At 73.0% G+C, this 14300-nt stretch carries 11 protein-coding genes; 8 read left to right on the top strand and 3 right to left on the bottom strand.

Annotated elements, in window-relative coordinates:
* Window positions 1-1317, bottom strand: coding sequence for a VWA domain-containing protein (locus ACIO5D_RS07320; protein WP_400794217.1), 1317 nt, complete (start codon window positions 1315-1317; stop codon window positions 1-3).
* Between the two features lie 154 nt (window positions 1318-1471).
* On the opposite strand from ACIO5D_RS07320, the gene ACIO5D_RS07315 reads away from it, so the two are divergent.
* The 6 genes from ACIO5D_RS07315 to ACIO5D_RS07290 all read left to right on the top strand — a co-directional run bounded on the left by ACIO5D_RS07315 (window position 1472) and on the right by ACIO5D_RS07290 (window position 8596).
* Window positions 1472-1606 carry a hypothetical protein gene (locus ACIO5D_RS07315; RefSeq protein ID WP_363606931.1) on the top strand — a complete coding sequence of 45 codons (135 nt, stop codon included), beginning with the start codon at window positions 1472-1474 and terminating at the stop codon, window positions 1604-1606.
* 152 nt (window positions 1607-1758) lie between these two features.
* Entirely contained in the window at window positions 1759-2325 is a 567-nt protein-coding gene (locus tag ACIO5D_RS07310) for a DUF1269 domain-containing protein (protein WP_400794215.1), read from the top strand.
* Window positions 2326-2445: 120 nt separating this feature from the next.
* Window positions 2446-3795: an FtsW/RodA/SpoVE family cell cycle protein gene (locus ACIO5D_RS07305; protein WP_400657037.1), complete on the top strand. Its 1350-nt coding sequence runs from the start codon at window positions 2446-2448 to the stop codon at window positions 3793-3795.
* Window positions 3795-5312, top strand: a complete 1518-nt coding sequence (locus ACIO5D_RS07300; protein WP_400794213.1) for a penicillin-binding transpeptidase domain-containing protein — start codon at window positions 3795-3797, stop codon at window positions 5310-5312. Before ACIO5D_RS07305 ends, ACIO5D_RS07300 begins: the two co-directional genes overlap by 1 nt.
* 180 nt (window positions 5313-5492) lie before the next feature.
* Window positions 5493-7049, top strand: a complete 1557-nt coding sequence (locus ACIO5D_RS07295; protein ID WP_400657121.1) for an amino acid permease — start codon at window positions 5493-5495, stop codon at window positions 7047-7049.
* A 137-nt stretch (window positions 7050-7186) separates the two neighbouring features.
* Window positions 7187-8596, top strand: a complete 1410-nt coding sequence (locus ACIO5D_RS07290; protein ID WP_363606937.1) for a glycosyltransferase 87 family protein — start codon at window positions 7187-7189, stop codon at window positions 8594-8596.
* Between the two features lie 45 nt (window positions 8597-8641).
* Here the strand turns inward: ACIO5D_RS07290 and ACIO5D_RS07285 are convergent, their stop codons facing one another.
* Both ACIO5D_RS07285 and ACIO5D_RS07280 read right to left on the bottom strand, forming a co-directional pair.
* Entirely contained in the window at window positions 8642-10411 is a 1770-nt protein-coding gene (locus ACIO5D_RS07285; protein ID WP_363606939.1) for a penicillin-binding transpeptidase domain-containing protein, read from the bottom strand.
* Window positions 10412-10574: 163 nt separating this feature from the next.
* Complete coding sequence (locus ACIO5D_RS07280) at window positions 10575-12416, bottom strand: dolichyl-phosphate-mannose--protein mannosyltransferase (protein WP_400794210.1); 1842 nt, start codon at window positions 12414-12416, stop codon at window positions 10575-10577.
* Window positions 12417-12521: 105 nt separating this feature from the next.
* Here ACIO5D_RS07280 and rsmI point away from each other — a divergent pair, with 105 nt between their 5' ends.
* Window positions 12522-13391 (top strand): 16S rRNA (cytidine(1402)-2'-O)-methyltransferase, encoded by an 870-nt coding sequence (gene rsmI, locus ACIO5D_RS07275; RefSeq protein WP_363606943.1) that lies wholly within the window; start codon window positions 12522-12524, stop codon window positions 13389-13391.
* Between the two features lie 301 nt (window positions 13392-13692).
* Window positions 13693-14118 (top strand): hypothetical protein, encoded by a 426-nt coding sequence (locus ACIO5D_RS07270; protein ID WP_363606945.1) that lies wholly within the window; start codon window positions 13693-13695, stop codon window positions 14116-14118.
* Window positions 14119-14300: the final 182 nt, after the last annotated feature.

Genomic DNA, 14300 nt, shown 5'->3' with positions numbered 1-14300 from the left:
TCAGTTCTCCCGCCAGACAGCGATCCGCCAGCGTGCGATCCAGCCGAACACCAGGCCGGCCAGCAGACCGGCGAGGGTGAGCACCAGCAGCAGGATCCAGCCGCGGCCGAGACCCATCGCCGGGCCGTCCGGGGCGGACGAGGCGCTGGCCAGGTCGACCGTCAGCTCCAGCGGCATGCCGGGGTCGGCCTGGACGCCGGGCTGGGCCGCGAGCGAGTTGCTGACGACCAGGCAGACGGTGGTCTCCGGCTTGGCGCTCGCGGAGCTGGACGGCGACGCGGTGACGTAGCCCTTGGAGTCGTTGGTGGACCAGCGCAGGCCGGTGGAGATGACGTCCGTCCGGCCGCTGCCGGCGTCGGTGCCGCGGACCAGTTCCTGCCCGGCCGTGCTGGTGGCCTGGAGGAGGACGCCGTAGTCACGGGCGACCGCGCGGTCGAGCGAGACGCTGACCGAGGCGCGCAGCTCCTGGCCGGCCTTCACCGGGACGCGGTAGACGCGGTGCTCGGAGAACTTCTCCCGGTCGCTGTAGACGCCGGGGGAGAGCACCGGGGCGTTCTCGCACTTGTCGGTGCCCGCCGTCTTGGTGGGCGTCACGGTGTAGGTGTCGTTGGAGCGGTCGACCAGTTGCTTCACCTTGTCGGTGAGCTGCTCCTGGGTGCGGACGTCGGTGTAGGTGCCGCCGGTGGCGTTGGCGATGCAGAGCAGCTGCTGGCGGGTCTTGTCGTCGTGGGCCAGACCGAGGGTGTCCACCACCAGGTGGATGCCCTGGGCGGCGAGTTCGCGGGCGACGTCGCAGGGGTCGGGCGGGGTGCAGGTGTCCTCGCCGTCGGTGATCAGCACCACCCGGCGGGTGGTCTCGCCCTTGCCGAGGTCCTGGGCGGCGCCGCGCAGGGCCAGGCCGATCGGGGTCCAGCCGGTCGGGCGCAGGGTGGCGACGGCGGTCTTGGCCTCGACCTTGTTGGTCTTGCCGACCGGGAAGAGCTGCTTGCTGTCCTGGCAGCCCTGGTTCTTGTCGTCGCCGGGGTAGTTGGCGCCGAGGGTGCGGATGCCGAACTCGGTCTCCGCGGGCAGCGCGTCGATCACCTCGTTCAGGGACTGCTGGGCCACCGCGATGCGGCTCTTGCCCTGGATGTCGGCGGTCCGCATGGAGCCGCTGACGTCCAGCACTAGGTCGACCCGGGGGGCTTCCTTGCCGGCGGAGCCGGCTGATGGTTCGTCGGCATGGGCGGGCAGGCCGCTGAGCAGCGCGCCGCCTGTTATCGCCAGGGCGGCCAGCAGGCTGCCGAGCCTGGCCTTCGGTCGTCGTCCGGTAGTCACCCGCCGATCCTAGGGATCATCAGTTCGCCATGGCCAACGAGGGGAGGTGTGCGTGCGGTGCGGATCCGGCGTGAACTCCCGCTCGCCGATGGGAGATCGAGCGCCCGGCGCGGAGCTTCACGCCGGTCCTGCCGGGGCTGGCCGACCTTCTGTGGTGGCCGCCTCGCCCGCGAACTCGGCGGTGCGCGGGCTGGTCGCCGCGGTCCGGACCGGGCGGCTCGGCTACCCGTGGGCCGAACTGCTGCTGGCCGCCGGGCTGCTGGCCCTGGCGGGGCGCCGCCCGGAGTGAGCATGGCGGGGCGCCGCCAATAACAGGACACACCGGACGGAAGAGCCGATACATGGGGATAGCACTCGTTAGGGTGCAGAACAGGGCATGGGCGCCGCCGCACCGGCGTCCGGACCCGGCCGGCATGTCCGACTGATTGGAAGGATCAGCACGTGAGCAACCTCTTCGCGATCGCCTACCCGGATCTGGCCACCGCCCGGGCGGTGCGCGACGAAGCGGTCGGGCTGCAGACGCAGAAGCTGATCGACCTGGAGGACGCGGTCGTGGTGGAGCGCCGCGACGACGGCAGGATCAAGCTGCACCAGCAGGTCAGTACCACCGGAGCGGGCGCGGCCTCGGGCGCGCTCTGGGGCGGCGTCATCGGCCTGCTGTTCTTCATGCCGTTCCTCGGCGCGGCGGTCGGCGGCGCCGCCGGAGCGGCGGTCGGCGCCTCCACCGACATCGGGGTCGACGACGACTTCATGCGCGAGGTCGGACGGCACCTCCAGCCGGGCACCGCCGCGGTGTTCCTGCTGGTCCGCAAGGCCACCGCGGACAAGGTCGTTCCGGCGCTGGCCCGGTACGGCGGCCAGATCATCCAGACCTCGCTCTCGGCCGCCGCGGAGGCCGAGCTGAAGGCGACCGTCGAGGCGTCCCGGGCGGCCGCCGCCCCCGCCGCCCCGGCCGCGCCGCCCGCACCCGCCGCGCCGCCCGCCCCGCCCGCGCCGGCGTCCGCCTGAGCCGTACCGGCCTGACCTGACCAGCCGCTCACGTCGGGGCGGACGGGCCCGCCGCCCGTCCGCCCCGATCGCCATCCCGGCAGAAACACCCCCGCAGGACACCCCTACGCAGGACGGTCCGTGGTGACACCCTCCGCCGCGACGAGAACCGCCGGCCGGCCGCGCCGGACGGCGCGGACCCGGCGCACCACCGAACTCGCGCTGGTCCTGGCCGCCGTACTGATCGCCGTCTTCGGCTACGCCGAGGTCGGGGTCAACATCGACGGCACGGTGCCCGCCGACGCGGGCGAGTACGGCGCCGCGCTCGGCGTGCTCGCCCTGCTGGCGCACGTCGTGGTCCGCCGACGGGCGCCGTACGCGGATCCGCTGCTGCTGCCGATCGCCGTCCTGCTCAACGGGATCGGACTGGTCGTCATCTACCGCCTCGACCGGGCCACCCCCGGCGCCGGCGCGGCGCCCACCCAACTGCTCTGGTCGACGCTCGGGGTGGCGCTGTTCATCGCGGTGGTGCTGCTGCTGCGCGACCACAGACGGCTGCAGCGCTACGCGTACATCGGGGCGCTGGTGGCCCTGGTGCTGCTGGTACTGCCGATCTTCTTCCCACCGGTGTACGGCTCGCGGATCTGGATCACCGTCGGACCGCTCTCCTTCCAGCCGGGGGAGTTCGCCAAGATCCTGCTGGCGGTCTTCTTCGCCGCCTACCTGGCGGTGCACCGGGACGCGCTGGCGCTCACCGGCCGCCGGGTGTGGAGGTTCCGGCTGCCGCCCGGACGGGTGCTCGGACCGGTCCTGCTGATCTGGGCGGCCTTCGTCGGCATCCTCGTGCTGGAGACCGACCTCGGCACCTCGCTGCTCTTCTTCGGCCTCTTCGTGGTGATGCTGTACGTGGCCACCGCGCGCAGCGGGTGGATCGCCATCGGGCTGTTCCTGGCCGCGGTGGCGGCGGTCGGGGTCGGCTGGCTCTCGCCACACGTGCACAGCCGGGTCGCCGACTGGCTGGACCCGCTCGGCTCGATCACCGCGGGGCGGGGCGCCAACCAGATCGCCCAGTCGCTGTTCGCGTTCGCCTGGGGCGGCGAACTGGGCACCGGCCTCGGCAACGGGCACTCCGTCCTGATCGGCTTCGCCGCCAAGTCCGACTTCATCCTCGCCACCATCGGCGAGGAACTGGGGCTGACCGGTCTGATCGCGGTGTTCCTGCTGTACGCGCTGCTGGTCTCCCGGGGCTTCCGCACCGGCATCGCGCTGCGCGACCCGTTCGGGCGGCTGCTGGCGATCGGGCTGGCCGCGATCGTCGGCCTCCAGGTGTTCGTGGTGGCCGGCGGGGTGCTCGACCTCATCCCGCTGACCGGGATGACCCTGCCGTTCGTCGCCCAGGGCGGTTCCTCGGTGGTCACCAACTGGATCATCGTCGCCCTGCTGGTGCGGATGAGCGACATCGCCCGCCGCCCGGCCCCGGAGGAGGTCTGATGTCCGGTCGCACCCGTCCGAAGAGCGCCGGGAACGGGCCCCAGGGCCTGCCGGGGATCTCCGTCACCGGCCGCCGGGCGGGCACCTTCTGCCTGCTGCTGATCGTGGCGCTCTGCGCCCAGGCCACCCGGATCCAGGTGTTCCGGGCCGACGAACTCGACCACAACGCCGCCAACCAGCGGCTCACCATCGAGCGCTACTCCCAGCCGCGCGGCAACATCCTGGTCGGCTCCGACACCGTCACCGGCTCCACGCCCACCGGCGGCCGCTACGACTACAAGCGCACCTACACCGACGGCCCGCTGTACGCGGCCGTCACCGGGTACTCCTCGCAGGCGTACGGCAACACCCAGCTCGAGGGGACCGAGGACGACCTGCTCTCCGGCACCGACGGCCGGCTGGCGAGCTGGGCGGTCTGGGACGCCGTCGCGCGCCGGCAGAACCCGGGCGGGGACGTCTACACGACCATCAACCGGGCCGCCCAGGAGGCCGCGATGCGCGGCCTCGGCAGCCAGAAGGGCGCGGTCGCCGCGATCGAGCCCGCCACCGGCCGGATCCTGGCCCTGGCCAGCACCCCCTCGTACGACCCGGGGAGCTTCGCCGGCTCCACCGCCGCCGACCAGGTGGCCTGGAACCGGCTCCAGGCCGACACCGACCAGCCGATGCTCAACCGGGCGCTGCGCCAGACCTACCCGCCCGGGTCGACCTTCAAGGTGGTCACGGCGGCGGCCGCGCTGGCGAACGGGGTGGTCACCGACATCGACGCGCCGACCGACACGCCCTACCCGTACGTCCTGCCGGGCACCACCACCCCGCTGGTCAACGACACCTCGGCGTGCGACCGGGCCGGGCTGTCGCTGGACGCCGCGATGGTCTACAGCTGCAACAGCGTGCTGGGCCACCTCGGGGTGTCGACCGGCCTGGACCGGATGACGGCGATGGCCGAGAACTTCGGCTTCAACGACCCCAGGCTGGACATCCCGGTCCGGTCGGCCCGCTCCAACTTCGACACCGAGATGGACCAGTCCCAGGTCGCGCTCTCCGCCATCGGCCAGTTCGACACCGCGGCCACCCCGCTGGTGATGGCGATGGTCGCGGCCGGGGTCGCCGACAACGGCACGGTGATGCGTCCACAGCTTGTGGAGAAACTGACCAGGAGCGACGGCACCACGGTGCGGCTGAGCCGGCCCACCCGGTACAAGCAGGCGATGAGCCCGGCGGTGGCCGCGCAGGTGCAGCGGCTGATGACCGACGTGGTGGAGAACGGCACCGGGCGCAACGCCCGGATCGCCGGGGCGGTGGTCGGCGGCAAGACCGGTACCGCCCAGCACGGGGTGGACAACAGCGGGACGCCGTACGCCTGGTTCATCTCCTGGGCCAGGCCGGCCGGCTCGGACCAGGTGGCGCCGGTGGCGGTCGCCGTGGTGATCGCGGACAGTGACGCCACCGATGTCACCGGCGGCGGACTCGCGGCGCCGATCGCCCGCTCGGTGATGCAGGCCGTCCTGGCCGGCTGAGGGCCTTCGCACCCCGGCCGACCTGCCGCTTAGCTGCTCGGTGGCAGATCCGCCGTCTGCGAAGTGTCCGGTTTGTACAGTCTGGCACGACGATTCGTCCAATGCGCGCGACGAGACTGTTCGTTTGCGACACTGGTGCTTTCGGGGGGTACTGTCCCATCTTTGTTCGGTTGGTCCCTGATGTCACCCCACGGCAGATCGAGTGACCGGCTCCTAGGACACCCTCCCCCGCCTAGAAGGATCCGCGTTTTGACCAGCAACACCCTTGGCGCGCGTCTTCTGCGACGCAAGCCCGTCGCCACCCTGATCGCCGAGAGCGAGGGCCGGGACGCCCTCCCCGCCGGTGCGCCCGAGGAGGGCGGACGCTCCGGCATCCACCTGCGGCGTTCCATCGGCCTCTGGCAGCTGTCCTCGATCGGCATCGGCGCCACCATCGGCACCGGCATCTTCTTCGTGCTCAGCACGGCCGTTCCGTCGGCCGGCCCGGCCGTCATCCTGTCCTTCGTGATCGCCGCGGTCACCGCGGGCCTGACCGCGCTCTGCTACGCCGAGATGGCCTCCGCGATCCCGGTCTCCGGCTCCTCGTACTCGTACGCCTACGCCACTCTCGGCGAGGGCGTCGCGTTCGGCGTCGGCATCTGCCTGCTGATGGAGTACGGCGTCTCCGCCTCCGCCATCGCGGTGAGCTGGGCCGAGTACCTGAACAAGTTCCTCGACCTGACCGTCGGCTGGCAGATCCCCGCCCAGTTGTCCGGCGCGCCCGGCGGCGGCCACTGGTTCAACCTGCCGGCGCTCATCCTGGTCGCGATGGTCTGCCTCCTGCTGGTGCGCGGCGTCAGCGAGTCGGTGAAGGTCAACGCGGCCATGGTGGGCATCAAGATCCTCATCCTGCTGCTCTTCGTCGGGATCGGCCTGACCGGCTTCCACTCCGGCAACCTGACCCCGTTCATGCCGCTGGGCATCGGCGGCGTCCAGGTCGCGGCCTCCAGCATCTTCTTCTCGTTCATCGGCCTGGACGCCGTGTCCACCGCCGGTGAGGAGGTCAAGAACCCGCGCCGCACCCTGCCGTTGGCGATCATCATCTCGCTGGTCGTGGTCACCCTGCTGTACATCCTGGTCGCCCTGGCCGGCATCGGCGCCCAGCCCTGGCAGAAGTTCGAGGGCCAGGAGGCCGGCCTCGCCCAGATCCTGCAGGACATCACCGGCCAGAGCTGGCCCGCGGTGGTCTTCGCGATCGGCGCGATCGTCTCGATCTTCAGCATCACCCTGGTGGTGATCTACGGCCAGACCCGCATCCTGTACTCGATGGGCCGCGACGGCATGCTGCCGAAGCGCTTCGCCCAGCTCTCCCCGCGCACCGGCACCCCGGTCTGGAACACCCTCGTGGTCGGCCTCGGCGTCGGCGCGCTCGCCGCCTTCGTGCCGCTGCGCGTCCTGGCCGACATCACCAGCCTGGGCACGCTGATCGCCTTCTCGGTCGTCTCGATCGGCGTGATCATCCTGCGCCGTACCCAGCCGGACCTGCCGCGTGGCTTCAAGGTCCCCGGCTACCCGGTTGTCCCGCTGCTCAGCGTCGGCTTCTGCGTCTACCTGATCACCGGCCTGCACGCCGACACCTACCGGGCCGGTGCGATCGCCCTGGCCGTCGCCCTGGTCGTGTACTTCGGGTACAGCGTCAAGCACTCCAGGCTGAACCGGCCGGAGCAGACCGCCCTCGCCGACCGCGCGACCGGCTGAGGCCGCAGAACCACGAGTAGGGGCACGAGGAGGGGACCGCCGGACGCCATGACACCCCGGCGGTCCCTTTCGTCCCGGTGGACACACCCCGCGCCGACATGGCGACAGGGTGCCACCCCCACCCATAACCTTCCACCATGGTGAGCACCCGCACGCCCGGCACCTCCCGCCCGCGCGGCCGCTTCACCGGCCGTAGCGGCACGCCGGCCCCGCCCGCACCGGCCGGACCGTCGGTCAGGTACGGACGCCTGCGCCGCGGCCTGGCCCCCGGACCGTTCCCCCGCCAGCGCGGCGGGAGCGCCCCCGCCCCGCCGCCCGATCGGCTGAACCCGGCCCGGCTCGCCTCCCTGCGCCGCGTCCAGGTGCTCGGCTGCGCGATCGCCGCGGGGTGGGCCGCCGCCTTCCCCCTCGTCTCGAACCTGCCCAACCAGCGGCTCTGGGGCACCGTCGCGGCCCCCGCGTACGCGGTCGCCGGGCTGTTCTGCCTGGTCCTGCCCCGGCGGTTCGCCGCCCGTGCCGCCGCCGTGGCCGCCCTGCTGGGGGCGGTCCTGGTGCCGCTGGTGCTGCTGGCCCTCCAGGGCCGCCACCAGTCCGAGGTGATGGTGGTCGAACGCTCCGCGCACCTGCTGCTCACCACCGGCAGCCCGTACCTGCCGCACCCGGCGGTGGTCACCGACTACGACCCGTACCTGCCCGCGATGACGCTGTTCGGGATGCCCCGCGCCCTGTTCGGCAACGGCAGTCCGGCGGCGCGGCTGGCCGGGGACGCCCGGATCTGGTTCGCGCTGGCCTTCCTGGGCTGCCTGCTGGCCAGCTGGCGGCTGCTGCGGCCGTCCCGGGACCGCGCCCCACTGCTGCCGCTGGCCGCGCTCACCGCCTCACCGCTGATCGCGCTGGCGCTGGTGGTCGGCGGGGTGGACCTGCCGCTGATCGGGGTCTGCTGCCTCGCCATGGCGCTGGCCGAGCGGGACCGCACCATCGCCGCCGGGCTGGTGCTCGCCCTGGCCTGCACCCTGAAGTGGACGGCGTGGCCGGCGCTGCCGGTGGCCGTCCTGCTGCTCTGGCGGCTGTACGGGCGGCGGCCGGCCGCCCGGGCCGGGCTCACCGCGCTCGGCGCGGGCCTGGTGGTGATCCTCCCGTCCGTCCTGGCCAGGGCGGACGCGCTGCGCGAGCAGGTGGTGCGGTTCCCGCTGGGGCTGACCGCGATCCACACCCCGGCGGGCAGCCCGCTGCCCGGCAAGGTGCTCGCCGGGCTGGGGCCGACCGGGCACACCGTCTCGCTGGCGCTGATGACGGTGGGCGGGGCCGGGGTGACGATCTGGCTGCTGGCCCGGCCGCCGGTCTCCGCGATCGCCGCCGCCGACCTGCTGGCGGGCGGGCTGGCGATCGCCTTCATGCTGGCGCCGGCCGGGCGCTTCGGGTACCTGGCGCTGCCGGTGGTGCTGCTGATCTGGCCCCGGCTGGCGGCCCGGCGGCTGAGCGGGCGCAGACCCGTCCCGGTGAACTGTCTGCTGGCCCGCCCGGATCCCGTCCTGCCCCGGAGCTGAGCACACCGGGACCGGGACGGGGACCGGACGGGCCCGTGGGCCGCGTCAGCGGTTGCCGGCCGCCTTGATCACGGCGGCCACGGCCGGCCCGGCCGCGTCGACACCGTGGCCGCCGCCCTGGACCTCGGCGGCGACGGCGATGTTGCCCCGGTAGGCGGTGAACCAGCTGTTGGTGGTGGCCATGCCGGCCACCTCGGCGGAGCCGGTCTTGGCGCCCGCGTTGTCCGAGATCCCGGCCATGGCGGCCTTGGCGGTGCCGTCCTTGGCGGTGGCGGCCATCATGTCGCGCAGCTTGCCGGCGGCGTCGGGGGAGAGGTTGCGGGCGGCCTTCTGCTGGGGCAGGTCGGCGACCAGGATCGGCTGCCTGAACTCGCCGCTCTGCACGGTGGCCGTGACCGAGGCGATGGCCAGCGGGTTCATCTGGACCTTGCCCTGGCCGATGTACTGCATGGCCTGCTCGTCCTTGTTGCCGCCCGCGTCCGGCACCCGGCCGTCGGTGTTGGGCAGGCCGGTCTTCCACTCCAGGCCGATGCCGAAGACGTCCTTGGCGGTGGAGGTGAGGGCGCCCGGCTTGAGGCTGGTCAGGCCCTGATTGATGAAGGCGGTGTTGCAGGAGATCATGAAGTCCTGCTTGAGGGTGTTGTTCGGGTAGACGTCCTCGAAGGAGTTCGGGATCGCCTGCGGGTTGCTGCTCTTCGCCGGGCAGGGCACCACGGTGTCGGGGTTGACGCCGGCCTCCAGCAGGGCGGCCGAGGTGAGGATCTTCATCGTGGAGCCGGGGGCCAGCAGGCCGGTGAAGGCCCGGTTCTGGCCGCTGGCGGGCGCGTTGGCGAAGGCCAGCACCTGACCGGTGCTCGGCTCGATCGCGACGATCGAGCCCGACTTGCCGGCGAGGTCGCTCATCGCCTTCTCGGCCGCGGCCTGCGCCGCGTTGTCGATGGTCACCTTGAACGGCTTGGCGGGCTTGGGCTCGACGATGGTGAACAGCTTGTCCGAGGCGCCCTTGCCGGCCGCGTCGGTGATCACCACGCCGCTGCCCGCGTCGCTCTGGTCCTTGGTCGGGTCGGCCTGGAGGATCTTGCGGGCGCTGTCCTGCAGGGCGCTCAGCAGCGCCGGGGTGATCGAGGCGCCCTGGAGCGCCTTGCCGTTGCGGTCCACCACGGTGGACGGCGGGGCGAAGACCGGCTGGGTGGCGATCACCTCGCCCGGGCCCAGGTGCGGGTGGATCACCGTCGGCGCCCAGTGCACGGCCGGGGTGTTGTCGCTCATTTTCACGACACTGAGGAAGCCGTTGTAGTCCCAGGCCCGGCTGGTGCCCTCGAACTCGGCCCGGGCCTTGAAGCCCATCAGCACACCGGCGGGGCCCGCGGCGGCGGACGGCGACTCGGTGCCCGCCGCGGTGCCGGTCGCCGAGGGCGTGCCGGAGGCGGAGGGCTTGGCGGCGGTCGGCGCGGGGGTGCCGGTGGCGGACGCGAAGGCGGCCGGGGTGGCCGGACCGGCCGGGGTCAGGGTCAGCCCGCTCGGCTTGACCTGGTCCTTGAAGGAGTTCAGCGCGGTGGTCGCGGCCGCCGGGTCGTCGGTCAGCCCGGCCGCCTTGGAGATGTCACCGGCGGCCCAGGCGTCCAGGAAGTCCTTGGCACCGGCCGAGGCCTGCTCCGCCGTGGGCGGCTCGGCGACCACGGTGCGGGCCTTCTTGGCCTTCGGCGCGTCGGCGTCGTCGGAGCCGCCGATGAGGCTGTACGCCCCGTAGCCGCCGCCCGCCAGCATGGCGACGGACACGCCGGTGATGATGCCGATCTTCGCGCCTCTGCGCATGGTGCTGATCCCCCTGGGGTCTGGCGACAGGTCGCAGCCGACGGTGGCCGGATACGGGTTCCGGGTTCAGCGTAGGCAGACGGACTCCGTACGCCGACGAAATGACCGGGTCTTGTGACGGATCTGGTACGTGTCGCGTACCACGCCGGTACCGGTCCCGCGCTCAGATCCAGCTGGTGAACCACATCCGCCGGCGCCAGTCCTCCATCGGGATCGCCTGCCCCGTGTAGAGGGGGTAGAAGAAGAGGAAGTTCCACATGATCAGCAGGACCAGCAGGCCGGCCGCCGCGGAGCCGATGACCCGGCGGTCCCGGGAGGCGCCGGGGGGCCCGATCAGCGCGCCGACCATCATGGTCACCGCGAGCACCAGGAACGGCACGAAGGCCACCGCGTAGAACAGGAAGATCGTCCGCTGCTGGTAGGCGAACCAGGGCAGATAGCCCGCGGCCAGGCCGCAGAGCACCGCGCCGGCCCGCCAGTCCCGGCGGGCCGCCCAGCGCCACAGACAGTAGACCAGGGCCACCACGCCCGCCCACCAGAGCAGCGGGGTGCCGATGCCCAGCACCTCGCGGGCGCACTCGCTCGCGGTGCAGCCGCTCTGGCCCTGCTTCGGGGACTCGTAGAAGAAGGAGACCGGCCGGCCCAGCACCAGCCAGCTCCACGGGTTGGACTGGTAGGTGTGCGGGTCGCTCAGGTGGGTGTGGAACTCGTACACCGTGGAGTGGTAGTGCCACAGCGCGCGCAGGCCCTCCGGGATCCAGGTCGCACCGTCCCGGCCGACCGCCCAGTCCCGGCCCCAGCCGCCCTTGCCGGGTGCGTTGCTGCTGGCGAACCAGCCCCACCAGGAGGTGATGTAGACGACCACCGAGACCACGACCACCGAGACGAAGGCCGGCACCACGTCCCGGACCAGCGTCGCCAGGTGCGGCCGGCCCGCCCCGGCCAGCCGGCGCGCGCCCACGTCCCAGAGCACCGTCAGCACGCCGAACGCGGCCGCCACGTAGAGGCCGCTCCACTTGGTGGCGCAGGTCAGCCCCACACAGACGCCGGCCGCGATCCGGTACGGCCGCCAGCCCAGGTTCAGCCGCCCGGCCAGCGCCGGGTCCGCCACGCCGCCGAGGCGCTCGGCGATCCGGGCCCGGGTGCGGTCGCGGTCCAGCAGCAGGAAGCCGAACGCGGCGAGGATCCAGAACATCACGATCAGGTCCAGCAGCGCCGCCCGGCTGAGCACGAAGTGCAGACCGTCCACCGCCAGCAGCAGCCCGGCCACGCAGCCCAGCAGGGTCGAACGGAACAGCCGGCGGGCGATCCGGGCCACCATCAGGATGGAGAGCGTGCCCAGCAACGCCACCGAGAACCGCCAGCCGAACGGGTTCATCCCGAAGAGCTGCTCGCCCGCGCCGATGATCCACTTGCCGACCGGCGGATGGACCACATAGCTGGCGACGGCCTGGTACGGCACCGCCGCCCCCGGCGTCATGATCTGTTCGTTGGCGCCCTCCGGCCAGCTGATCTCGTAGCCGCCGTGCCAGAGCGCGTAGGCGTCCTTGGCGTAGTACGTCTCGTCGAAGATGATCGCGTGCGGCTGGCCGAGGCCGGTGAACCGCAGCAGCCCGCCGAACAGCGCCACCGCCAGCGGGCCCAGCCAGCCCGCCCAGCGGCAGAGCCAGGACCAGAGCCGGTCCGGCAGGGCTATCCCGAGCCGCAGCAGCAGCGGGGAGGGCGCGACCCGGTCGGGCGTCACCCCCGGGCCGTCCGGCATCGGCGGCACCAGCCGCTCGGCCAGCGGGACCGCGGGCGCGGGCGTGTAGCCGTGCCGGACCAGGCCGCGCAGCCAGGCCGGGCGCGGTGGACCGGGCCGGTCCGGTCCGGGCTGCTCCGGTCCGGGCTCGCGGGGGCCGGGGACGGCGGGGGACGGCTGGTCCGTCAGGACCGGCACGCCAACGCCACCCTGCGCGGTGTGGTCTGTACCAGTAGGCGTCTGCGCCGCCGTGTCGCCGTTCATCCGCCACATCGTAGGGGCGGTCGCCGGCCGGGGAACGGCTCCCTCCGAAGCTGCCCGAATCGTCACCAAAAGCGCCCGGCGGCCGGAAGCTGAAAGGATGGGGGCGTGACAGGAGTACTCGTTCTCGCAGGCACCCCCATCGGCGACGTCTCGGACGCCCCGCCCCGGCTGCTCACCGAGCTGGCCGCCGCGGATGTGATCGCGGCCGAGGACACCCGGCGGCTGCGCCGGCTCACCCAGGCGCTCGGGGTGACCCCGGCCGGGCGGGTGGTCTCCTACTTCGAGGGCAACGAGGTCGGGCGGACCCCCGAACTGGTCGAGGCGCTGCTCGGCGGCGCCCGGGTGCTGCTGGTGACCGACGCCGGGATGCCGTCCGTCTCCGACCCCGGCTACCGGCTGGTGGCCGCCGCCGTGGCCGCCGACGTGAAGGTGACCGCGGTGCCCGGGCCGTCCGCGGTGCTCACCGCACTGGCGCTGTCCGGCCTCCCGGTGGACCGCTTCACCTTCGAGGGCTTCCTGCCGCGCAAGACCGGGGACCGGGCCCGCCAGCTCGCCTCGGTCGCCGCCGAGCCGCGCACCATGGTCTTCTTCGAGGCCCCGCACCGGATCGCCGAGGCGCTGGCCGCGATGGCCGAGGCGTTCGGGGCCGAGCGGCCGGCCGCGGTCTGCCGCGAGCTGACCAAGACCTACGAGGAGGTCAGGCGAGGACCGCTCGGCGAGCTGGCGGCCTGGGCCGCCGAGGGCGTCAGGGGCGAGATCACCGTGGTGGTCTCGGGCGCCCCGCCGGCCGCGCCGCAGGAGCTGGGCCCGGCCGAACTGGCCCGCCGGGTGGCCGTCCGGGAGGAGGCGGGGGAGCGCCGCAAGGAGGCCATCGCGGCGGTCGCGGCGGAGCTCGCGCTGCCCAAGCGGGAGGTGTTCGACGCGGTGGTCGCCGCCAAGAACGAGGCGGGGAAGCCGGCCGGGAAGGCCGGGTAGCCGGGCCGGAACCCGCGCCGGGAACGCCGGGAACGGGGCCCGGAGCGGGCCCCGGAAAACGGGTGGAAACCGGGAGTGCCCGGGGCCGGGAGGGCGCGTACCTTGGAGAGAAGGCCCCGGTAAACACTCGTTGAGCTGAAGCTTTGGGCGCGCTTTTCGTACAGGATCCCTCCTTTCGTATAGGGATTCCCAACCAGCGTCCAAGTCTTCACAAGACGGGTATCGGCCGGGGCGGTCCGGGCATTTCCTGGGAAGGAAAGACCCAGCCGGGCGAGCGCCCGGCGGGCGCTGGGAGACGGCTATGAGCGAGACGATCGGTAGCCCCCTCGGTGGTAACGCGCTGAGCGACCCCGGCCCGGCGGGCCGGCCGCACACTCCCGTGGAGACCGTTCGGGAGGCCTACTCCTTCGCGTGCCTGAGCTGCGGGTACGGCTGGGAGCAGGCGTACGACATCGAGCACCACCCCGCCCGGGACGGGCACGTCGTGTTCGAGTACCACGCCAACGGTGTCCGGGTGCCGTCCCCGCTGCTCAAGCCGACCTGCCCGGGCTGTGGTGGCCACACCGTCCGGATCATGCGCGAGGGCCGGGTGGCCAGCGCCGAACGGCACTGGCAGCACGCCCCCGGCTACCCCGCGCACGCCGAGCCGGCCGGGGCCCCGGCGGCCACCGACACCGTCCGCCCGCAGGGCCGGTGGGCGCGGTTCTGGTCGCGGCTGCTGGGCTGACCGCGGCGACGGCGCCGACCGCGACCGCGACCCCCTCCGCGGCGGGCGGCGACCATCCAGCGGCGTGAGCGGCCGACGGTGCCGGGCCGCCCTCCACCCACCCGTCGAGGGCGGCCCCCCCAACCGAAAAATAATTCCGAACAATGCGGGCCATGCACTACCAAACACACCCCGGGCCCCGA

Source organism: Kitasatospora sp. NPDC087315, assembly GCF_044744345.1.
Lineage (GTDB): Bacteria > Actinomycetota > Actinomycetes > Streptomycetales > Streptomycetaceae > Kitasatospora.
This window is presented reverse-complemented; position numbering and strand designations above follow the sequence as displayed.